Source organism: Shimia sp. R9_2 (assembly GCF_017743735.1).
Classification (GTDB): domain Bacteria; phylum Pseudomonadota; class Alphaproteobacteria; order Rhodobacterales; family Rhodobacteraceae; genus Shimia.
Map to the genome: position 1 here is coordinate 229,423 of NZ_JAGHRO010000003.1, position 20,568 is coordinate 249,990.

Genomic DNA, 20,568 nt, shown 5'->3' on the forward strand with positions numbered 1-20,568 from the left:
AATCAGTGCATTGCTGAATGAATTTGATGCGCTTCACTCACGGGTGGCGCGCATTTTTGCACGGAGGGTCTCTGTGCATTCGGCGTTATCATCCCCGGTGGCGGCATTGATCATCACGCCAAAGAGCTTCCGCGCCTGAGGCGGGTTATAGCGGCCAAGTCGCACGTCTTCGACGACAAGTGCCGGGTCCCGCGCCAGCGGGTCGCCGTAGCCACCACCACCGGGGGTTTGCACATGCACCCGATCTCCGGGCGCAAGCGGGATGTCCTGTTCTTTGGACAGATGCTCAGGCGTGTAGGCCATGCCATCCTGCCAGACGGTGACGCGATTGATGCCGCCGTCACAGCCGCCCAGCGCGCCTTGCGGGCCAAAGCGCCCGTGATCCATCACAAAACTTGCCTTGGCATGGCCGCGGCGCAGCTCGATTTCATAATCAAGCCCAAAGCCGCCCCGTTGCGTGCCCGCGCCGCCGGAGCCTTCGTGCAGGGCATAGCGGTGATAGAGCACAGGGTAGGCCTGTTCCATGATTTCAATAGGCGGCGCTTTAGAGATGCCGATGGTTGAGCAGCCGTTGGCCAGCCCGTCATGGTCGGCGTTGCCGCCATATCCGCCACCGGAAATCTGATACATCACATAGTCGCGCCCCTTTTCGGGATCATGCCCCCCCAGCGCAAAATTGCCGCTGGTGCCAGCGGGCGCGGCGGTGACACGGTCGGGCAGCGCGGGCACAAGCGCGGCAAAGACCGCTTCGGCGATGCGTTGGGAGACTTCGGCGGCGCAGCCTGAGACCGGGCGCGGGTAATTGGCATCCAGAAAGGTGTCCTCAATGCCCGTGACCGTGAAAGGCGCAAAAGCTCCGGCGTTCATGGGCACTTCGGGGAAGATATGGCGCATGGCGAGATAGACCGCGCTGAGCGTGGTCGCGCGCACGGAGTTCATCGGCCCCATACAGGGGGCGCTGCTGCCGCTGAAGTCAAAGGTCAGACCAGCGGCGTCGCGGGTGATCGAAAGCGCGATCACAAGCGGGGTGTTCACCACGCCGTCGCTGTCAACATAGGCGGTGGCGCGGTAGTGGCCCGGCGCAATCTCATCAAGACAGCTGCGCATCTGGGTTTCGGCGCGGGCGCGCAACTCTTGGATGGCAGCTGCAACCTGCGCATCCCCATAGCGCTCCAGAAGCGCGCACAGGCGGTCTTGGCCCACCAGCAAGGCTGCGGCCTGCGCCTGTACGTCGCCAATGCGCTGATCGGCCACGCGGATATTGGACTTGATGATCGAAAAGATCTCCTGATCCAAGACGCCCTGCTTGAAGAGTTTCACGGGTGGCAGGCGCAGGCCTTCTTGTTCCACTGCTGTGGCGGATGCGGAGAAGCCGCCGGGGACTGCACCACCCGTGTCCGGCCAGTGACCGGTGTTGGACAGCCAGCAGAAGATCTCTCCATCGCGAAAGAGCGGCGTGGCAAAGCGCACGTCCATCAGATGTGTGCCGCCCAGATAGGGATCGTTCACGATGTAGATGTCGCCGGGCTCCGGGGCGGCCACGTCGCCTGCGGCAATCATCTCAACCAGTGTGCGGGTTGAATACTGCATGGTGCCGACAAAGACCGGAAGCCCTGCGTTGCCCTGTGCAATCAATGCCCCGTCGTCGGCGGCGTAGATGCCATCGGAGCGGTCGTTGGCCTCAGCAATCACAGGGGAGAAGGCTGCGCGGGAAAAGCTCAGGTCCATCTCGTCGCAGACCTGCTGAAGCCCGGCCTGGATGACGGTCAGGGTGATCGGATCAACGGTCATGATGCGCTCCCGATGGTGATGATCAGATTGCCGTCTTCATCCGGTGTGGATTGATCGCCGGGCGGGATGAGGACGGTGGTGTCGAGCTGTTCAATCACCGCCGGGCCGGTGAGGGTGAAGGAGGTGGGAAGGGCATCCCGTTCATAGACGGGCGTTGTGTGCCACCTGTCGTCAAAGAACACATCGCGGGTGCCGGTTTGGGCCGCCTGCAGCGTGGGCTGGCGCTTGGCGGGGTCAAAGAGCAGGCTGAGATCCAGCGGTTCGCGGCGTCCGATCACAGAGCAATTGACGTTCACCACGGCGGCGTGAATGTCTTTCAAGGTGACATGAAAACGGTCGTAATAGGCTTTTTCAAAGAGCGCCTGCAGGGCGTCCTGCGCGATATAGGGGCTGGACAGGGGCACGCGGAGCAGGTGGGTTTGGCCGACAAACTGCATATCCAGAGAATAGAGCGTATCAATGTCAGTGGCAGGCAGGTTTTCTCCTGAAATCAAGCGCTTGCCGCGTGATGTTTGCGCGGTGAGGATCTCGGAGATTTCGTTGGGCTGCAGATCTTTGAGGGGCGTGTTGATGGTTTGCACAAAATCATGACGCAGATCAGCGACCACGCAGCCGAGCGCGTTGGTCAACCCGGGGCGCGCAGGCACAAGCACGCGGGGGATATTGAGTTCGCGCGCAAGCGCGCAGGCGTGCAGCGGCCCGGCGCCGCCAAAGGCAAAGAGCGCAAAGTCGCGGGGATCGGTGCCCAGCGACAGCGAGACCATGCGGATGGCCCCGGCCATTTTGGTGTTGGCAACCTGGATCACGGCAGCGGCGGCCTGAGTGACGGTGCAGCCCAGCGCGGAGGCGATCTCGGTTTCAAAAATTCCTTCGACCGTCGCGCGTTGGGCCTCTCCAGTGATGGTGCTGAGGCCTGACGGGTTCAGCCGACCAAGCAGCATGTTGGCGTCGGAGATGGTCGGATCGGTGCCGCCCAGCCCGTAACAGATCGGCCCCGGTGTTGCGCCAGCGCTTTGTGGGCCGATGTCAAGCAAGCCGCCGCTGTTGATCTTGGCAATGGAGCCGCCGCCCGCGCCGACGGTGCGCACATCGACCATAGGCACATGGATGGGCATGCCGTATTCCACGTCGATCTCATTTGAGACCGAAGGCGTGGTGTCGCGGATCAGGGCAACGTCGGTGGAGGTGCCGCCCATGTCATAGGTGATGACATTGGCGATGCCCGCCCGGCGCGCGGTGTAGGCGGCGGCCTTGACGCCGGACGCGGGGCCGGACATCACGGTTTTGGCTGCCTCCTTGGCCACATGGGCCGCGCTGACCATGCCGCCGTTGCCATTCATCACCAGCAGCTCACCAGGATAGCCCTTCTGGGCAAGGGTGGCAGCGAGCCTTTGCACATAACGATCGAGCAAAGGCTGCACGGAGGCATTCACGGCGGCGGTGACACCGCGCTCATATTCGCGGTTCTCCGAAAGCAGCTGATGGCCTGCGGTGATGTAGCGGTTGGGCCAGAGCGATTGGATTTCGGCGATGGCCTCAAGTTCATGCGCGGGGTTGGCGTAGGCGTGCAGGAAATGCACCACAATGGCTTCACATCCCGCATCCAGAAGCGTTTTGGCCGCTTCGCGAACGGCGGCTTTGTCCAGCGGGGTCAGAACATGGCCGCTGCTGTCCATGCGTTCCGGCACTTCAAGGCGCAGATCCCGTGGTATCAGGGGAGAGAAGGTGCCGTGCATCCCATAGGCTTGCGGGCGGGTGCGACGGCCCAGCTCCAGAATGTCGCGGAAACCCATGGTGGTTATCAGCCCGGTGCGGGCCAGTTGGCGCTCCAGAACGGCATTGGTCGTTGTGGTGGTGCCATGCACGATCAGGGAAAGATCGGCGGGGTTGCATCCGCCCGCGGCCAGGCTGTTGAGCACGCCCTCCGCCTGATTGGCGCGGGTGCTGGGCACTTTGGCGAGCTGTAGGCGCCCGTGCGCATCCAGCGCAACCAGATCGGTGAAGGTGCCGCCCACATCAATGCCAGCCACCGCCGCTTTGGGCGTCTGGATCGGCTCCGGAGCAGATTTGGGCATAACGTGTCCTCCACGGCAAATTCATTTGCATACAAATGATGGAGGGCGCGGCTGGCCGCTGTCAATCGGCCAGAATACGAATCGCGGCGCTGATGGGTTGGTCTCCGGCCACATAAGCCCGGTGATCGTTGGTGGAGAGCGTCACGCGGATATCGTGCTCTCCGGGAGGCAGCGCGCCGATGGTGGTGCTTGGCTCATACAGCCGACCAAGTTTCATGCCATTGAGGTAGATGTGACCGTGTCCGGTGCCGGGCACATGAGGCCCATCGACCAGATGTGGCGTGAACTCGAAGTCTTGCGACAGCACCTGCACCACCCATTGATCACCCTTCTGGGTGGCTGAAAGGGTGATTTCAGGGGCGGGTTCACCTTCGCCGACGCGGCAGATGTCACCGATGCCAAAGAGGCCAAAATCGGGCGCTTCGCCGGTGGCGCGCGGGGCGACGATGCGGGCGCGGGTGTTGAGCGTGCCTGCGTTCTCAAAGGTGAGGGAAACGGGTAGGGTGCGCCCGTCGCTCAAAGCACCTGACACGCCTTTGAGGTGGACAAACATCCCATCAGCCGCCAGTGAAACCGCTGAGTCAGCAGGGATCGCGCGCCGGGTGTCCAGACCGCTGAATATGGCTTCCTCAGCGTCGGGTGCCGACACAGAAAGCAGACGGTCGGGCTGGCCATTGTTGGCAATTTTGAGGAAGACGGCGACCGCTTTTTCTTCGTCAACAAGCGGGGCGGCGGTGGCATTGGTGAGCAGCAGGTCGTTTGAGCCTGCAGGGCGCATCAGCGTCCAAGCGGCGCCAGAGACACAGAGAGCGATAAGGAGAAGCCCCAGTGGTTTTCGCGCTTTCATCCCAAAGGCCCCTCAGTATTATCCGCCCATGCTCCAGAAAAATCTGCCCTCCATTCTAAGCTTCAAAGGGATCTCTGCAAAGGCTTCCCTTGCGTTTGTGATCAGCCTGCTGTGCGCGGGTGGCGCGGCTGCCCACACTGCGGAAGGTGGATTTGTGCTGTTGCTGCCGACCGACATCTATATCGCTTCGGGCGTGTTGGCTGTTGCGCTGACGGTGGCGATGCTGCTGGTTTTACCGGAAAGTTTTGTTTCTTTGTCTCTTAAAAACATAAGGTTGTGGCTCGATCCAAATCTGCGAGTGTTGCCGGTAAGGCCGCATCATTTCAGCAGTTTATTGTCCGCGCTGTTTCTCTTCTGGCTGATCTATATTGGGCTTGAGGGGCCAAGAGATCCGCTGGCAAATCCGTTACCGCTGACGGTCTGGACCTTGTGGTGGATCGCCTTTGTGACGGTGCAGGGGCTCTTTGGGAACCTCTGGCGTTGGGTGAACCCGTGGAGCGGGCCGGTTTGGTGTTTTCAAGCGTTGTTTGGGCGCTCTTTGAGGCTGCGGTATCCAAGCTGGGTAGGGCATTGGGTCGGCGTTGGCGCGTTTCTGGCGCTGGTGGGCTTTGTTCTGGCGGATCCGGCGCCCACTGATCCGGCACGGCTGGCGCGGGTGGTGGCGGCCTATTGGGCGGTGACATTCCTCGGCCTGATCCTCTTTGGCCCACGCTGGGGACATCGTGCGGATGGTGCGAGCATGATGCTGTGGCTCTATGGCAAGGTTGGCTTGTTCGCCCGGCGCGGTGCGCATGTGCGGCTGGGGCTGAACGGCTGGCAGTTGGTCAGCCTGCGCTCGGTGCCATTTGGTGTGGCGGTGCTGTGCCTGCTGATATTGGGCAGTGGCATCTTTGACGGGTTAAACGAGACTTTTTGGTGGCTGGATCAGCTAGGCCTCAATCCTCTGGAGTTTCCGGGGCGGTCTGCGGTGATCTGGCAAACACTTATTGGCCTGGTGCTGACCAATTTGGCCGTTGTGGCGCTGTTCGCCTTGGCGCTTTGGCTTGGCTTGCGCTTGGGGCGCTCTCAGATGCCGCTGCGCCGCGCGCTTTGCCTCTTTGCGCCAACCGTTTTGCCGATCGCACTGGGTTATCACGTGGCACATTACTTCACGAGCTTTCTGGTGCAGGCGCAATATGCGCTGGCGGCGGCAACCGATCCTTGGGCGCGTGGTCAGGACCTCTTGGGGCTGGGCACATTTTATGTCTCCACCGGGTTTTTCAACACGCAAGACAGCGTGCGTGTCTTGTGGCTCTGTCAGGCCGGAAGTGTGGTGATTGGGCATGTGGTGGCACTGTTGCTGGCCCATGCGGTGGCGCTGCGCCACGTTGAGACGCCTGCCGCCCTTACACAAGTGCCGGTCGCTATCTTTATGATTTTCTGCACGTTTTTTGGACTTTCGCTGCTTGCATCACCTCGCGGCTTCTGACACAAACCGCGCCCTCTAGACACAACCGCCAATCGTTTGCACTCTAACAAGCATTCTGATTGCGATATTTACGGTCACAACACCATGTGAACACAGGGGGACACAAGATGACCAAATCGAAGACGATTACGCCTAATTCACAGCAGACAACCCGGCGCGGCGCGCTCAAAACACTGGCGCTTGGCGGGACCGCGGCGGCGGCTTTGCCGATGTGGGCGCGCTATGCTGGCGCGCAGAGTGCGGAACCGATCAAGATTGGGTTTCAGGTCCACCGCACCGGCATCGGCGCGGCCTACGGGCGTTGGTATGACCGCACCACACAAGCGGCGGCGGCGCTGATCAACGAGCAGGGCGGGATCAATGGCCGCCCCGTGGAAATCATCGCGGAAGACGATGGCACGGACCCGAAGCGTGGTGCCGAAGTGGTTGAAAAATTTGCCAATCAGCACAATTGCGACATTGGCTTTGGCACGTTGTTTTCCCATGTGGTGATCGGCTCTGCGCCGCGCGCGGGCGAGCTGAAGCTGCCGTATTTTGTGGTCAGCGAAGGCCATCATGTGGCGAGCGGCATGCTCAACCGCTACACCCTGCAACCGGGCATCACCGACGTGAAAAGCCAGGTGCAGGCGATGGCGCCGTTTGTGGCCAGCAACCTCGGCAAGAAGGTCACGATGATCTTCCCGGATTTTGCCTTTGGTCATGACCATCGGGATTTCTTCACCGCCGCGATTGAAGCGCAGGGTGGTGAGGTGCTGGAGCATATCGCAATTCCGCCCACGGAGACCTCCTTCACCAAGTATTTCCCGAAGATCCCGCGCGACACCGAGGTGATCTACCATGTGATGGTTGGCCCGGCTGTGTTGACCTTTGTGAAAGAGCTTGGTGAGTTCTTCGGCCCACAACGGCCTGAAATATTTGGATTTATCGACAGTCTTGAAGCGGTGGATATTGGCAGCCCGGGGCTTGAGTTCCTCGAAGGCACCTATTTCTGGGAAGGCAATCCACGCTATGCGCAGGCGGATCAATCCTCCTATGACGCCTTCTTCCGCGAGCGGGTTGGGGTGGATGCCAATGGGGCCTCGGTGAGTGATCCCAAGGATGTGTCGACCTATGCGCATATGTTTGGCTGCTGGGAGACCTTGCATGTGGTCAAGGCGGGCATGGAAGCGGCAGGCTATCAAAGCACCGCGGATCGCGCTAAGCTGATTGAAGCTGTTGAAGCGATGACCGACATGCCGCATTCCAATGCGCATCCACAAGGCGCGAAGGTGTTTAACGGCAAAACGCACCAGGTGTTTGGCCATCAGTACATCACCAAGGTGACCGACGGAAAACTGCTTCTGGTGCATACGACCTCCATTGAGGACACGTATTATCCGGACGAAGTTGATTACACTACGCAACCGCTCTGATTGAGAAAAGTTGTGGTGCACCAAGGGTTTGGCGCACCCTTCGTAGAGGATGCGGCAGGAGCGGCAATGGATTTTGGACCTTATTTGATGCTCGCCACGCTGGAAGGCGCGGTGACGGCGGCGGTGTTGGCGCTGACCGCGAGCGGCTTGGCGCTGGTGTTTGGCGTGATGCGTGTGGTGAATGTGGCGCATGGGGAGTTTTTCATGCTGGGCGCGGTGCTGGCTTGGTGGGTGACAAGCTGGCTGGATGGCTATGCCGCGCTTGGGTTTGCTCTGGCGCTGTTGATTGTGCCGGTGATGGTTGGCGTTTTGGCCGCTTTGGCGGATGTCACGGTGTTGAAGCGCCTGTCTTATGATCCGGAGCGCACCATCGTCGCCACCATCGGTATTCTCTATATTCTGCAGCAAGTTACGCTGATGACTTACGGCCCGGACGCGCGGCCGGTTACACCGCCGTTTAACACGCGGTTGGCTTTGCCCTGGGTGGAGATGGCCGACACGGGGCTCAGTCTCTATTGGCCCTGGGGGTTGAGCATTACGAGCTACAAGCTTGCGGTGATTGGTGCGGCGGCGGGCGTGCTGGCCGCGCTTTGGCTGTTGATGACCCGCAGCAAGCTTGGGCTGATGATGCGGGCAACCGAGCAGGATCGCGATATGGCATTGGCCTTTGGCATCCCGGTTGAGCGCGTTTATGCGCTGGTCTTTGGTCTGGGGGCAGGTCTTGCGGCTTTGGCGGCTGTGTTGATCGTGCCAATCCAGCAGGCGCACTACCTGATGGGGGGCGATCCGTTGCTGTTGAGCTTCATTGTGGTGATCATTGGCGGTTTGGGTAGCCTGCCGGGGACCGTGCTGGCTGCGCTGTTGATTGGTCTGTCTGACGGGATCATTTCGGTGTTCTTCTCGCCCACGCTGGCCAAGATCATGGCCACGGTTCTGGTGGCTCTGGTGCTGGTGTTCCGTCCGCAGGGTCTTTTCGGAGCCAGCCGCGCATGACATCAGAAGTGAGGAAAATCATAGGGTTGCATGGTGGTGTTCTGGCAATCCTGTTGCTTCTGCAATTCGTGCTTCCGGCCTATCACCATGGCAATCTGGCGCGGATCATGGTGCTAGCGACCTATGCCATCGGCTACAATTTGTTGTTTGGCTACACTGGTTTGCTGAGCCTAGGACATGCGCTTTTCTTTGCGGCGGGGCTTTATGGCATGGGGCTTGGCATGACCCAGCTTGGGCTGAGCGCCGGGGGCGCTTTGCTGCTTGGTGTTTTGGCGGGTGCCACGGTTGGCGCGGTCATTGGCGCGCTGGCGCTGCGCACCGAAGGCGTGGCCTTCATGATCGTGACATTGATGTTTGCGCAGGCCGGATACCTGACGGTGCTCTACTTTGGAGCCTACACGCGCGGGGACGAAGGATTTGTGATCCAGCAGGCAGACCGCATGTTGTGGGGATTTGATCTGTCTGATCCGAGCAACCGGTATTTTGCCGCTTTTGTGGTGTTTGCCGTGGCCTTTCTGGCGCCGCTGACTGTGCTGAGATCCCGGTTTGGCCGCGTTTTGATCGCGATCCGGGAAAACGAAGAACGCGCGATGATGCTGGGATATGACGTGATGCGCTACAAACTGATGGCTGTGGTGCTGTCGGCGACATTGTCTGCACTTTCAGGCGCGGCCTATGGGCTGCTGTTTGGCTACGTCGGGGCGAGTTTTGCCTCGGTGCAATACTCCATTTTCCCACTGTTGTGGGTGCTCCTTGGCGGTGCAGGAACCGCGCTTGGCCCCTTGGTGGGGACGGTATTTATGTTCTACCTCATAGACTTAAGCTCAGGCATTACCACCGCCTACATGCTGATCGCCGGGGTGGTTCTGGTCTGTCTGACACTGTTTGCCCCGCAGGGGTTGATGGGAGAGATCCGCAACCGGTTTTGGAGGTGGTTGCCATGAGTTTGCTTGTTGCGAAGGGGCTTTCCAAACAATTCAATGGCTTGCTGGCCGTTGACGATGTGAGCCTCGATATTCCGCAAGGTCAGGTGCGCGCGTTGATTGGGCCAAACGGCGCGGGCAAGACCACATTGGTGGGCCTGCTGTCTGGCCGTTTGCCGAGCAGCGGTGGAAAAATTTCCTTTGATGGGCGGGATGTTACGGGCCTCTCCGCCCATAAGCGGATCGCGATGGGGATGGCCTATACCTTTCAGATCACTTCGATTTTTCCGAACCTGCCGGTTTGGGAGAATGTCGCATTGGGCGCGCGCCGGGTGTTTCGCTCTGCAACTGAGGCAGATCGCAAAGTGGAAGCTGCGCTGAGCCGTGTGGGCTTGCTGGATCGGGCGTCAGAGGACGCAGGCGATTTGAGCTATGGTCACCAGCGGTTGCTTGAGATTGCGATGGGATTGGCGCAGGCGCCAAAGCTGTTGATCTTGGATGAGCCAACGCAGGGTCTGGCGGATGGAGAAGTTGCGGCGTTCAACAATCTGATCGGAGAATTGCGGGCAACCACAACCGTGCTTCTGATTGAACATAACATGGATGTGGTGATGCAAGTCGCTGATTTTGTGACGGTTTTGAATGCCGGACAGGTGCTTTTTGAAGGCACTCCCGAAGAGGTTCAAGCCAGTGCGGCGGTGCAGGCCGCCTATCTCGGAGGCGAACATGCTGAAGCTTGAGGCGGTGGATGCAGGCTATGGCCGTGCGCAGGTGCTTCGGCAGGTGTCATTTGAGGCGCAAGCCGGTGAAATCACATGTCTTTTGGGTCGCAATGGCGCAGGCAAAACCACCACAATGAAAGCCATCATGGGGCTGCTGCCGTTGATGGGCGGGCAGGTGCGGCTGGAAGCCGAAATGCTCTCTGCGCTGCCCGCGCATCAAGTGCCACGATGTGGCGTTGGCTATGTGCCGCAGGGGCGGCGGTTGTTTGGGGAGCTGACGGTTGGGCAGAACCTCGAAGTGGGGCGGTTTTCCAAGCCGGATAACGAGGGCGTTCTGGAAGAGGTTTTGCAACTGTTTCCGCGGCTTAGAGAGCGGTTTTCCCAGCGTGCGAACACTTTGAGCGGCGGTGAGCAGCAGATGCTCGCCATGGCGCGAGCGCTGAGTTTGCGGCCTAAAGTGGTCTTGCTTGATGAGCCGACAGAAGGGCTGCAGCCGTCGATGATTGCGGCCATTCGCGACGTGACAGAAACCATGAGAGATCAAGGCGTTGCCGTGGTTTTGGTCGAGCAGAGGGTTGAGGCGATATTGGCGCTGGCTGACCGCGCAGCGTTGCTTGAAAACGGACGGATGCGCGGTGTGGTCTCTGGCGCAGAGATGCGCGATGACCCAAGCATACTCGCCGGTCATCTGGGCGTTTAACGATGCGGGGCGACGGAGCATTTGCCAAACACTCAGATCAGCTTTTTCAGGAGCAGTGCGAAGATTGTTTGTTCGGCCTCATTCAGCGGGGCGAGCGTGTCTTTGGTGATTTGTTCGGCGGCGGCGGCAAGCTCTTCGTAAAGCGTCCAGCCCTCGGCGGTTGGTTTCAGCAGGACGCGGCGCTGGTCTTCGGGATCGGGCGCGCTGGCCACCAGAGACTTGTTGCGCAGACGGTCCACCACGCCTTTGATGGTGGCGGCATCCATGGCCGTGGCGCGGCCCAAGGCATTTTGGGACACCGCGCCAAGCGCGCAGAGTTTGGCCAGAGCGGCAAATTGTGTGGGGGTCAGATCGGTGATATTTTCTGCGAAGATCGACAGATGGCGCTGTGTTGCGCGCCGCAAAAGAAAGCCAACCTGATCGTCCAGATCATAGCGCTCTGCCGCGGTGCGCGGCGGAATTGGGGGCTGAGACGTGTCCATCGGGGGCATGTGCTGGGCCTGACTGCGGTCGCGCAAGAGGGCGCGATGGCTGGGATTTGTTGACACAGGCGCAGATCCTGCCGCAAAATCCGTTTGTATACCAACAAGATTTTGAGCAATGCGCCCTAAGGGCTGAGAGGACAGCATGGGGATTTATCACCGCCCCGACAAGTTGAAAGATGCGCTCGCGCTGCTTGAGGCCGAGAAGGTGATCATTGCGGCGGGGTGTACGGATCTCTTTGCGGCGACGGAGGCCCAAGAGCTGGGCAGTGGGTCTGGCGATATTGTGCTGGATGTGACGGCGCTTTCGGAACTTCAAGGCATTCAAAAGGTTGCCAAAGGTTGGCGGATCGGTGCTGTGGCCACCTGGAGCGATCTTGTGGCGGCATCTTTGCCACCAGCATTTGACATGCTGAAGCAGGCCGCACGGCTGGTTGGCGGCATACAGGTGCAGAACGCAGGCACCTTGGTTGGCAACATCTGCAACGCCTCACCTGCGGCTGACGGCATGCCGCCATTGCTTGCCTTGGATGTGGAGGTCGAACTGCTGAGGCCCGGTGGCGTCCGCCGGGTTGCTCTGCGCGATTTTGTGACCGGCCCGCGCCAGACTGCGCGGGAAAACGATGAAATTGTGAGCGCTTTGCTGGTGCCCGAGGTGAGAGCCAATGGCCACAGCGCATTTGAGAAACTTGGCAGTCGCAGCCATTTGGTGATTTCCATCGCGATGGTGGCCGCGCGTTTGGAGGTGAGCGACGGGCGAGTGACCGGCGCGGCAATTGCGGTAGGCGCTTGCAGCCCAGTGGCCGCGCGCTTGAGCGGGTTGGAGACCGCGCTGATCGGGGTGGCCGTTGATGATATTGAGGACGTGGTCGGGGAGGCGCAGATCAGCGCGGCTCTAAGTCCGATTTCAGATGTGCGCGGCAGTGCGGAGTACCGTTTGGAGGCGGTTCCCGAGCTTGTGCGTCGCGCCCTGCGGTCCGCAGCGGAGGCCGCGGGATGATCCATCTGAAGGTGAACGGAACACGTCATGAAGTGGCTGTCGCACCCGGTCGGCGGCTCTCGGATGTTTTGCGCCATGATTTGGGGCTGACGGGCACCAAAGTGGGCTGTGATGCCGGAGATTGCGGCGCCTGTACCGTGTTGCTGGATGGAGCTGCGACCTGCGCATGCCTGACGCCTGTGGCGCAAACGCAGGGGCGTCATATTGAAACCATTGAAGGGTTGTCCGGGCCGGGGCCAAGTGCGCTGCAGCGGGCATTTCTGCGGCACGGAGCTGCGCAATGTGGGATTTGCACGCCCGGTATGGTGATGGCGGCTGAAGCACTTCTGCGGGGGGAGCAAAAACCTGATCGGCAGGCAATTGAAGCGGCGCTTGGCGGTGTGCTGTGTCGCTGCACCGGTTATGCAAAGATCATTGATGCGGTGCTGGATGCAAGCGGCAGCGGTGCGGGCCCTGAACCGGATGCGGCGGCCTCGGTGGGCGCACGGGTTGAGCGTCTGGATGGGGTGCCCAAGGTCTTGGGAACAGAGGGTTTTGGGGCGGATGTACTGCCAGAGGGCGCGCTTTGGGTCAGAGCCATTCGCAGCCCGTATGCGGCGGCGCGATTTGTGTTCGGAGATCTGCAAGGCTGGGCTGCGGCGCAAGGCGTTGAGGTGTTCACGGCGGCGGACGTGCCGGGACGCAATGTGACGGGGGTCATCCCAGCATTCGTAGATCAGCCCGCCTTGGCGGACGGACATGTGCGACTGGCCGGGGAACCTGTGGCACTGGTAGCGGGCGCGCGGGAGGTGGTCTTTGCTCTTGATCTGGCGCAGGCCCCGATTGCGTGGCAGCCGGAGGTTGCGGTGCTGGATGTGGCTGCGGCGCGCGCCGGTGATGCAAGGCAACTGCACGCGAGCCGTGCGGACAATCTGTTGATCGCAGGTGTCGTGCGTCGAGGTGAGGCTGGGGAGGCGGTTGCTAAAGCCGACCACATGGTGTCAGGCCAGTTCACCACAGGGCATGTGGAGCACGCCTATATCGAGCCGGAGGCCGGGGCGGCGTGGATGGAAGGCGATGTGCTCAATATCCGGGCCTGCACTCAAGCGCCTGTGCTCGATCGCGATGAAACGGCGGCGGTGCTGGGGCTGCCGCAGGACAAGCTGCGCATTCGACCGGCCGCGACGGGCGGCGGGTTTGGCGCGAAATTGGACCTGTCTGGGCAGCCGCTGATCGGGCTGGTGACATTGCTGACAGGGCGGCCCAGCGTGATGGTCTATGGGCGTGCGGAAAGCATGCTGGCCTCCACCAAAAGGCATCCGGCGCAGATGACCGCGACGCTGGCCGCAGACGCGGACGGGCAGCTGACAGGAATGCTCTTTGACGGTGATTTTGACACCGGAGCCTACGCCAGCTGGGGGCCGACGGTGGCGGTTCGCGTGCCGGTGCATGCTAGCGGGCCTTACGCGGTGCCCAACTATGCCGCCGAAGCTCGGGCGATCCATACCAACGGGCCGGTGGCAGGTGCCTTTCGCGGCTTTGGTGTGCCGCAAGCAGCGGTGCTGCAGGAAACCCTGCTGGATGAATTGGCGGGCAAAGTAGGCATGGATCGGCTGGCGATCCGGCGCAAAAACGCTCTGAGTGAGTCTGCAGAGACTGTTTGTGGGCAAACAGTGCAGGGCGTTGGCATTGGTGCTTGTCTTGAGGCGCTGCAGCCGCGCTGGGATGCGGCGCAAATCGCGGTGGCGGGCTTTAACGCGCAAAACAGTGGCAAGGCGCGCGGGATCGGGGTGGCCAGTTGCTGGTATGGCTGCGGAAATACAGCTCTGCCGAACCCATCGACCATGCGGATGGGGATCACAGCGGACGGGAGGATTTGTCTGCATCAGGGCGCGATGGATATTGGACAGGGGGCCAATACGGTGATCGCGCAGATTGCTGCAGATACGGTGGGCCTGCCGGTGCATCAGCTTGAAGTGCTGGACGCGGATACGGGGATAACACCGGACTGCGGCAAGACCTCGGCCAGCCGTCAAACAGTGGTGAGCGGCAAAGCTGCGCTTTTGGCCGGGCAGAGCTTGCGGACGCAGATATTGCAGATGGCCAACATGGGACCGGATGCGCGGATTTCCTTGCAAGGAGGGCACTTGCGCATTTCTGTGGCCGGAGCGACGCGAGAGATTGATCTGAGTGCTTTGCCTGCGGGGCCTGAGGGCTATGTATTGATGGCGGAGGAGACTTATGATCCGCCAACTGAGGCGTTGGATGAAAACGGTCAGGGTGTGCCCTATGCGGTTTACGGCTACGGAGCGCAGTTGGCTGAGGTGGAGGTCGATCTGGCGCTTGGCACGGTGACGGTGCTGAAGATCACCGCCGCACATGATTTGGGGCGGGTGATCAATCCGCTGCTTGCGGAGGGGCAGATTGAGGGGGGCATCGCGCAGGGCCTTGGCATGGCCCTGATGGAAGAGTTTGTGCCGGGGCGCACGGAGAACCTGCATGACTATCTGATCCCGACCATTGGCGACATGCCGGAGGTTGTGTCGTATCTGATTGAGGTGCCGGATCCGGAAGGACCGATGGGGGCCAAAGGGCTTGGAGAGCATGTTCTTATCCCAACGGCGCCAGCCATTTTGAACGCAATCACAGATGCTTGCGGGGCGCGGTTGACGCAGTTGCCTGCGCGGCCAGATCGGGTTTTGGCGGCGATCAAAGCAGCAAAAGAGAGGTCTGGGTGAGATGAACACGGCATCGGGCAAAGAGACACGTGTGCGGGAGGAGAAGATCCGCTGCGATGCTTGCCCGGTGATGTGCTACATCGGTGAAGGCAAAATCGGAGCCTGTGACCGCTATGCAAACCAAGGCGGTGAGATCGTTCGCTGCGACCCGTTGACAGTGCTGGACCGCACGCTGGAACATGGCGGGGAGGTTCGTCCGTTTCTGGGGCGCGACTGGCACGACGGGCTTTCGACAGATGATCTGTTTGTGACGGCCGTGGGCGCTGGCACCACCTATCCGGACTATAAACCCGCGCCGTTTCTGGCGAGCCGCGAGGTGGATGGCGCGGATTTTGTGACAGTGGTGACGGAGGCGATCTTCTCCTATTGCGGGGTGAAGGTGAAAATCGACACCGATCGGCATCTTGGACATGAGGGCGCGGTGATCCGCCACCAAGGGGAAGCTGTCGGGCTGATGATCACCAGCGAATATGGCTCGCAGATGATGAGCCTTGGTGGGGTTGATCACCTGACCGGTGGCAGCAAGTTGGAAGGGCGCGTGACCTGTGATGTGCTGCTGCGGCTGCTGAACCGTGAAGCGGTGACACTGACCGTTGATGGCGGTGCGGAAGTGGTGGTGGAGGCAGGCGTTGCCCCGATTGTGGACGGGCAGCAGGAAGCGCGGATGCGGGTGGGCTGCGGGTCGGCCACCATCGGCATGTTTGCAAGTCAGTGGCAGGGTTTGGTTGATGAGGTGGTGGTGGTGGATGACCACATCACTGGCGTTGTGAGCGAGCATCAGGCGGGCAAGGTGCTTGGCTGGCCGGACACGGGCATTCGCATCAAAGGGCGGCGCAGCACGCCGGGGCGCTATTTTCAGGTGGCAGAGCCGGGGCTGGGCTGGGGCGGCACCAATATTGAAGATCCGCTGTCGATCCTTGGCCCATGGCTTGAAAAGAAAGGCGCACGCGAGGGGCTGAGCCTGTTGATGGTCTCCACCACCGGAGAGCATGCGGCTTATTTTGAACTCGACGCGGAATTGGAGCCGCAGGCCAAGCTGATGCCGGAGGCCTTGAAGCCGTCGGTGGCCTTGATCGCCGAGAACTGCGAGCCCGCGCTTTGCACGGTGATGTTCATGGGCGGTGCCGGTGGTTCGTTGCGCTCCGGCGTGACCCGCAACCCCGTAAAGCTGACCGATGCTGTTCAGGCCGGGCGCGCGGATGTCACCGTGGGCGGGGCAAAGTCATTTGTCTGGCCGGGCGGGGGCATCACGCTGATGGCAGATGTGACGCAAACGCCCAAAGGGGCCTTTGGCATGGTGCCAACGCCGGCCATTGTCGCGCCCTTGGAGTTTACCGTGTCCAAGGAGGAATATGAGGCGCTTGGCGGGCATGTTGACTCGGTGCGGGATGTTCTGGATATTTTGCAAAGCGGTGGCGCTTATGCGCGCGACAGCCATGTGTTTGGTAAAGGTGAGGACAGTGAATGACTGTTATGCCTCAGGTGGCGTGGTTGCCGGACGGGCGACGGTTGCATCTGCATCACGGCCCCATTGATCTGATCATTGAAATTTGGGGCGACGGGCGCGCTGAGGCTTATGTTGCGGTGGTGCAGCGGTTTGAGACGGTTTTGCAGGAATTGGTGGCAGAGCTGCCGGGACTGCGGCAATCCGCCGATCAGGAAATCGTTTTTGAGGGGCAGATTGCCCAAAAAATGCAAAAGGCTGCGCGGGTTGGGTTGCCTGATTTTGTCACACCGATGATGGCGGTCGCCGGTGCGGTGGCAGATGAGATCGCCAATATCATCGCCAACGTCCCCGGCGTGGCGCGGGCCTATGTCAACAACGGCGGCGATGTGGCGCTGGTTCTGACGGAGGGGGAAACCCTGCGCGCCAAGGTGATTGGCAACTCAGCAGGCGTGAAAGTGAACGCGGAAGATCCGATCCGTGGCGTGGCGACCTCTGGTTGGTCAGGGCGCAGCCTGTCCCTTGGCATTGCGGATGCGGTGACTGTTCTGGCGCATACGGCGGCAGAGGCGGATGTGGCGGCAACTTTGATTGCCAATCACGTGGATGTTCCCGGGCATCCGGCGATCACAAGAGCGCCTGCCAATGAGGTACGTGAGGATACGGATTTGGGAGCGCGGCTGGTGACCGTCGATGTTGCGCCAATGCCTGCAGAAGATGTCAAACAGGCCCTGCTGCGCGGGGTGCAATATTCTGAAAAGCTGTCACAAAAGATGCCGCTGGCCGGTGTATATCTCTATGCGCAGGGGCAAGCGCGTTGTGGGCTCAAGTTTCTTTCATAACGCGCGCAAGGGCGCAAAACTGCTCCAGTGAGACCTGTTCGGCGCGTTCGGTGGGCTGGATGCCAGCGGCCAAAAGACGGTCTTCGATATCCGGTGCCTGACCTTTCAGGGCCGCGCGCAGCATCTTGCGGCGCTGGTTGAAGGCGGCAGCGACCACGCGAGACAGCGTGGCGGCGTCAGCTGGGTAGCGCGGCTCTTCCAGAGCGGTCAGATGGACCACAGCGGAATGGACTTTTGGCGGCGGGGAAAATGCGCCGGGTGGCAGGGACATCACGATGTTGGCGTTGGCACGCCATTGGGCGAGGATCGCAAGGCGGCCATAGGCTTTGGAGCCCGGTTGGGCGGTGATACGCTCGGCCACTTCGCGCTGAAACATCAGGGTGAGGCTCTGCCAGAACGGCGGCCATTCCTTTGGCGTGAGCCAACGCACCAGAAGCTCTGTGCCGACGTTATAGGGCAGGTTTGCTGCTACACGGATGGGGGGCGTGAGATGGGCAAGCGGGTCCACTTCAAGCGCGTCGCCGTTGATGACCTGAAGCTGGCCGGGGTAGGCGGCTTCGATTTCTGCGAGTGCTGGGATACAGCGGTCGTCTTTCTCGATGGCGAGCACGCGACGTGCCCCTTCGGCGAGCAAGCCGCGGGTCAGGCCGCCGGGGCCAGGGCCGATTTCCAACACGTCACATTCGGTGAGATCGCCTGCGCGACGGGCAATCTTGGCGGTCAGGTTGAGATCGAGCAGAAAGTTCTGCCCCAGAGACTTGCGGGCAGAGAGGCCATGGGTGTCGATCACCTGACGCAGCGGGGGAAGATCATCAATGGCGCTCATGGTGTTACCTGTGGCTTACCTGTGTGATTGCGCGCGCAGGGCGCGATATTGGCCTTGGGCGGGGATATGTGCCGCCCTGTGACGCGTCAAGCGCTTTGTGGGCGGCTGTCGGCCATGCGGGCGGCCATGCGCAGCGCCGCGATTGTGCTGGACGGGTTGGCCTGACCTGTGCCTGCGATGTCAAAGGCGGTGCCGTGATCCGGTGAGGTGCGGATGAACGGCAGGCCCAGCGTGACATTGACGCCGCCGTCAAAATCCAAGGTCTTGATCGGGATCAGCGCCTGATCGTGGTAGGCACAGATGGCCACGTCATAACGCGCGCGGGCGGCGACATGGAACATGGTGTCAGCGGGCAAAGGACCGGCGATGTCAAAGCCCTCAGCGCGCAGTTTGGCGAGCACGGGGACGATCACGCTGGCATCCTCATGGCCCATGGCGCCGCCCTCACCCGCGTGCGGATTGAGGCCCGCCACGGCGATCCGGGGATTGCTGAGACCAAACTGATCTGTGAGGCCTTTGGCGGTGATGCGGATGGTTTCTTCCAGCAGTTCCGGTGTGAGTGCGGCAGGAACCTCAGACACAGGAATATGGATTGTGGTGGGCACGACGCGCAGCATTTCGGAGGCCAGCATCATCACCACATTGTCCACGCCGCCGAGATCCGCAAGGAATTCTGTATGGCCCGGATAAGCAAAATCCGCGCCGTCTTTCAGGGCTTTCTTGTGGATCGGCAGTGTGCAGACCGCGCTGGCGCTGCCGGACATGGCCATATCAACCGCTTGGGAAATCACGTCAATCACGCCTTCGGCGTTCTCAGGATCTGCCTGACCGGGTGTGCGTGGTGCACCAAAAGGATGGGGAAAGACCGGCAGCGCTTTGGGCATCAAACCCGCAGCCTCCGCCGGATCGTCAATCATCTGATGCGGCACTGTGCCGGGCAAATGATCGGGGTCGGCAATCAGGAAGAACGGCAGTTCCTCTTTCAGGGACTGCCAAGCTTTCTCGGCGATCTCAAGGCCGATGCCCCCCGGCTCACCACAGGTGAGGGCAATGGGCGCGCGCGATGATGGGCTGGTCACTTTTCAATGATCCGAGCTTGGGCGCGCAGCTGGCTGAGATAGCTGTTGGCGTAGCTTTCCAGACGCTGGTTGCGCAGGGCTTGGGCCACGTCTTCGCGCGAGATTTCCTCGGCCAGCTGGGCTGTGCGGCCGCAGAGCATCAGAAGAATGAGGTTCTGCCCATCTGCGGTGGTCAGATTGTAGGAGGCCTCGTTGTCGTCGAGCTTGGCCAGCTCCAGCGCCACGTCCTGTGGAATTTCATTGGGCGCCTGTGTTTCGCGCACCAGAATTTCCGCGGGCTGATCCTGCGCAATGGCAAAGAGATCATCACAGCGGTCAAGGCTGCCAGCGAGTTCCTTGGCTTTTGCGAGGTTTTCCTCGGTGCGGCCACCCGGCAGATAATACTTCATATAATCGACGGCGGAATAGGTCGGTGTTGAGCGGCCTGTTTCAGCCACGTCGCGCAGCTGGAACAGCGCCACGGCGTTGGGCAGCGGCAGCGGACGGCTCACTTCGCCGGGGCGCAGAGCAGTCACAACCGGGCGCAATTCAGCCGGCAGATTGGTGACATTCATCCAGTCGACACGTCCGCCTTCGGCTTTGGTCGCTGAGGCGGAATAGGTGCGGGCGGCGTTTTCAAAGCTTTCAAAGCTGGTGAGTTCTGAAAGCTGCTCTGCGAGGCTGAGCACCTGACGCTGGTTTTGTGGCGTCAAAGGTATGATGATTTCATTCAACAGCACGCGCACGCCGCCGGAGCCGCTGTTCTGGGCGATGGCGCGGTCGATCTCTTCCTCGCTGACCTGGGCGTTGCCCCCGAAGCGGGACTGCACAACCCCGGTCCAGGTGATGTTGGAGATGATGAAGTCGCGTAGCGTTTCTTCGTCGATCCCTTCACCGGACAGGGCCTGAACCAGATCGTCGATGTTCATGTTGATGCGGTCGGCGAAGTTGTCGAGGCCGTTCTGGATGCCTTCATCCGTGGCCGCAATGCCGGTGAGGCGGGCGGCTTGCAATTTCAAGCGGTCATCAATCAGCTGTTCGCGGGCCAGTTTTCCGGGATCACCCGGCGCATTCATGATGGCTAGCAGGCGAGCGCGCTGATCAAGCTCGTAGTAGCTGACGGCGGAGTCGTTCACCAAAATCGCTGGGCTGAAAGCGCTTTGCGCGGAGGCGGGGCCGGTCAGCAAGGCCGCTGCTGCGAGTGTGCTGGCCGTGCCCGTGAAGGAGCGCAGAAGGGAGCGGATGAAAGGGCGTCGCGTCATGAGAGT

At 61.0% G+C, this 20,568-nt stretch carries 17 protein-coding genes; 10 read left to right on the forward strand and 7 right to left on the reverse strand.

Annotation, left to right across the window (positions count from 1 at the left end):
- Positions 1-33: 33 nt before the first annotated feature.
- From J7400_RS09705 to J7400_RS09715, 3 genes are all read right to left on the reverse strand, one after another.
- A complete protein-coding gene (locus J7400_RS09705) occupies positions 34-1,791 on the reverse strand; it encodes a hydantoinase B/oxoprolinase family protein (RefSeq protein WP_209062570.1) in 1,758 nt (585 codons plus the stop codon).
- Positions 1,788-3,866, reverse strand: a complete 2,079-nt coding sequence (locus J7400_RS09710; protein WP_209062572.1) for a hydantoinase/oxoprolinase family protein — start codon at positions 3,864-3,866, stop codon at positions 1,788-1,790. Before J7400_RS09710 ends, J7400_RS09705 begins: the two co-directional genes overlap by 4 nt.
- A gap of 61 nt (positions 3,867-3,927) precedes the next feature.
- Positions 3,928-4,713: a copper chaperone PCu(A)C gene (locus J7400_RS09715; protein WP_209062573.1), complete on the reverse strand. Its 786-nt coding sequence runs from the start codon at positions 4,711-4,713 to the stop codon at positions 3,928-3,930.
- A gap of 28 nt (positions 4,714-4,741) precedes the next feature.
- Here J7400_RS09715 and J7400_RS09720 point away from each other — a divergent pair, with 28 nt between their 5' ends.
- The 6 genes from J7400_RS09720 (at position 4,742) to J7400_RS09745 (ending at position 10,931) form a co-directional block, all read left to right on the forward strand.
- Positions 4,742-6,181, forward strand: a complete 1,440-nt coding sequence (locus J7400_RS09720; RefSeq protein ID WP_247738728.1) for a hypothetical protein — start codon at positions 4,742-4,744, stop codon at positions 6,179-6,181.
- Between the two features lie 107 nt (positions 6,182-6,288).
- Positions 6,289-7,593 carry an ABC transporter substrate-binding protein gene (locus J7400_RS09725; RefSeq protein WP_209062575.1) on the forward strand — a complete coding sequence of 435 codons (1,305 nt, stop codon included), beginning with the start codon at positions 6,289-6,291 and terminating at the stop codon, positions 7,591-7,593.
- A 66-nt stretch (positions 7,594-7,659) separates the two neighbouring features.
- Positions 7,660-8,586, forward strand: coding sequence for a branched-chain amino acid ABC transporter permease (locus tag J7400_RS09730; RefSeq protein ID WP_209062577.1), 927 nt, complete (start codon positions 7,660-7,662; stop codon positions 8,584-8,586).
- Entirely contained in the window at positions 8,583-9,530 is a 948-nt protein-coding gene (locus J7400_RS09735) for a branched-chain amino acid ABC transporter permease (protein ID WP_209062580.1), read from the forward strand. Before J7400_RS09730 ends, J7400_RS09735 begins: the two co-directional genes overlap by 4 nt.
- Entirely contained in the window at positions 9,527-10,249 is a 723-nt protein-coding gene (locus J7400_RS09740) for an ABC transporter ATP-binding protein (protein WP_209062582.1), read from the forward strand. Before J7400_RS09735 ends, J7400_RS09740 begins: the two co-directional genes overlap by 4 nt.
- Positions 10,236-10,931 carry an ABC transporter ATP-binding protein gene (locus tag J7400_RS09745; RefSeq protein WP_209062584.1) on the forward strand — a complete coding sequence of 232 codons (696 nt, stop codon included), beginning with the start codon at positions 10,236-10,238 and terminating at the stop codon, positions 10,929-10,931. Before J7400_RS09740 ends, J7400_RS09745 begins: the two co-directional genes overlap by 14 nt.
- Before the next feature lie 32 nt (positions 10,932-10,963).
- Here J7400_RS09745 and J7400_RS09750 read toward each other — a convergent pair whose 3' ends face one another.
- On the reverse strand, positions 10,964-11,479 hold the full coding sequence (locus tag J7400_RS09750; protein ID WP_348540159.1) for a MarR family transcriptional regulator: 516 nt from the start codon (positions 11,477-11,479) through the stop codon (positions 10,964-10,966).
- A gap of 79 nt (positions 11,480-11,558) precedes the next feature.
- On the opposite strand from J7400_RS09750, the gene J7400_RS09755 reads away from it, so the two are divergent.
- From J7400_RS09755 to J7400_RS09770, 4 genes are read left to right on the forward strand one after another with little or no spacing between them, the layout of a single operon-like run.
- Positions 11,559-12,413 carry an FAD binding domain-containing protein gene (locus J7400_RS09755; protein WP_209062585.1) on the forward strand — a complete coding sequence of 285 codons (855 nt, stop codon included), beginning with the start codon at positions 11,559-11,561 and terminating at the stop codon, positions 12,411-12,413.
- Entirely contained in the window at positions 12,410-15,130 is a 2,721-nt protein-coding gene (locus J7400_RS09760; protein WP_209062587.1) for a molybdopterin cofactor-binding domain-containing protein, read from the forward strand. The genes J7400_RS09755 and J7400_RS09760 overlap by 4 nt, the downstream gene beginning before the upstream one ends.
- Before the next feature lies 1 nt (position 15,131).
- Positions 15,132-16,598 carry a 6-hydroxynicotinate reductase gene (locus tag J7400_RS09765; RefSeq protein ID WP_209062589.1) on the forward strand — a complete coding sequence of 489 codons (1,467 nt, stop codon included), beginning with the start codon at positions 15,132-15,134 and terminating at the stop codon, positions 16,596-16,598.
- The gene (locus J7400_RS09770) at positions 16,595-17,416 is read left to right on the forward strand and encodes a UPF0280 family protein (RefSeq protein ID WP_209062591.1); all 822 of its coding nucleotides are present in this window, start codon (positions 16,595-16,597) and stop codon (positions 17,414-17,416) included. The genes J7400_RS09765 and J7400_RS09770 overlap by 4 nt, the downstream gene beginning before the upstream one ends.
- Here the strand turns inward: J7400_RS09770 and rsmA are convergent.
- The 3 genes from rsmA to J7400_RS09785 all read right to left on the reverse strand — a co-directional run bounded on the left by rsmA (position 17,400) and on the right by J7400_RS09785 (position 20,562).
- Positions 17,400-18,242 carry a 16S rRNA (adenine(1518)-N(6)/adenine(1519)-N(6))-dimethyltransferase RsmA gene (rsmA, locus tag J7400_RS09775; protein ID WP_209062593.1) on the reverse strand — a complete coding sequence of 281 codons (843 nt, stop codon included), beginning with the start codon at positions 18,240-18,242 and terminating at the stop codon, positions 17,400-17,402. The two genes, J7400_RS09770 and rsmA, sit on opposite strands and share 17 nt — an antisense overlap.
- Positions 18,243-18,328: 86 nt before the next feature.
- Positions 18,329-19,321: a 4-hydroxythreonine-4-phosphate dehydrogenase PdxA gene (gene pdxA, locus J7400_RS09780; RefSeq protein WP_209062595.1), complete on the reverse strand. Its 993-nt coding sequence runs from the start codon at positions 19,319-19,321 to the stop codon at positions 18,329-18,331.
- Positions 19,318-20,562 (reverse strand): peptidylprolyl isomerase, encoded by a 1,245-nt coding sequence (locus J7400_RS09785; RefSeq protein WP_209062596.1) that lies wholly within the window; start codon positions 20,560-20,562, stop codon positions 19,318-19,320. The genes pdxA and J7400_RS09785 overlap by 4 nt, the downstream gene beginning before the upstream one ends.
- Positions 20,563-20,568 lie beyond the last annotated feature (6 nt).

Excerpts from the sequence above, each read along its gene's own strand:
- J7400_RS09705 (WP_209062570.1), bottom strand. The coding sequence starts at position 1,791 with ATGACCGTTGATCCGATCACCCTGACCGTCATCCAGGCCGGGCTTCAG.
- J7400_RS09710 (WP_209062572.1), bottom strand. The coding sequence starts at position 3,866 with ATGCCCAAATCTGCTCCGGAGCCGATCCAGACGCCCAAAGCGGCGGTG.
- J7400_RS09715 (WP_209062573.1), bottom strand. The coding sequence starts at position 4,713 with ATGAAAGCGCGAAAACCACTGGGGCTTCTCCTTATCGCTCTCTGTGTC.
- J7400_RS09720 (WP_247738728.1), top strand. The coding sequence starts at position 4,742 with ATGCTCCAGAAAAATCTGCCCTCCATTCTAAGCTTCAAAGGGATCTCT.
- J7400_RS09725 (WP_209062575.1), top strand. The coding sequence starts at position 6,289 with ATGACCAAATCGAAGACGATTACGCCTAATTCACAGCAGACAACCCGG.
- J7400_RS09730 (WP_209062577.1), top strand. The coding sequence starts at position 7,660 with ATGGATTTTGGACCTTATTTGATGCTCGCCACGCTGGAAGGCGCGGTG.
- J7400_RS09735 (WP_209062580.1), top strand. The coding sequence starts at position 8,583 with ATGACATCAGAAGTGAGGAAAATCATAGGGTTGCATGGTGGTGTTCTG.
- J7400_RS09740 (WP_209062582.1), top strand. The coding sequence starts at position 9,527 with ATGAGTTTGCTTGTTGCGAAGGGGCTTTCCAAACAATTCAATGGCTTG.
- J7400_RS09745 (WP_209062584.1), top strand. The coding sequence starts at position 10,236 with ATGCTGAAGCTTGAGGCGGTGGATGCAGGCTATGGCCGTGCGCAGGTG.
- J7400_RS09755 (WP_209062585.1), top strand. The coding sequence starts at position 11,559 with ATGGGGATTTATCACCGCCCCGACAAGTTGAAAGATGCGCTCGCGCTG.
- J7400_RS09760 (WP_209062587.1), top strand. The coding sequence starts at position 12,410 with ATGATCCATCTGAAGGTGAACGGAACACGTCATGAAGTGGCTGTCGCA.
- J7400_RS09765 (WP_209062589.1), top strand. The coding sequence starts at position 15,132 with ATGAACACGGCATCGGGCAAAGAGACACGTGTGCGGGAGGAGAAGATC.
- J7400_RS09770 (WP_209062591.1), top strand. The coding sequence starts at position 16,595 with ATGACTGTTATGCCTCAGGTGGCGTGGTTGCCGGACGGGCGACGGTTG.
- rsmA (WP_209062593.1), bottom strand. The coding sequence starts at position 18,242 with ATGAGCGCCATTGATGATCTTCCCCCGCTGCGTCAGGTGATCGACACC.
- J7400_RS09785 (WP_209062596.1), bottom strand. The coding sequence starts at position 20,562 with ATGACGCGACGCCCTTTCATCCGCTCCCTTCTGCGCTCCTTCACGGGC.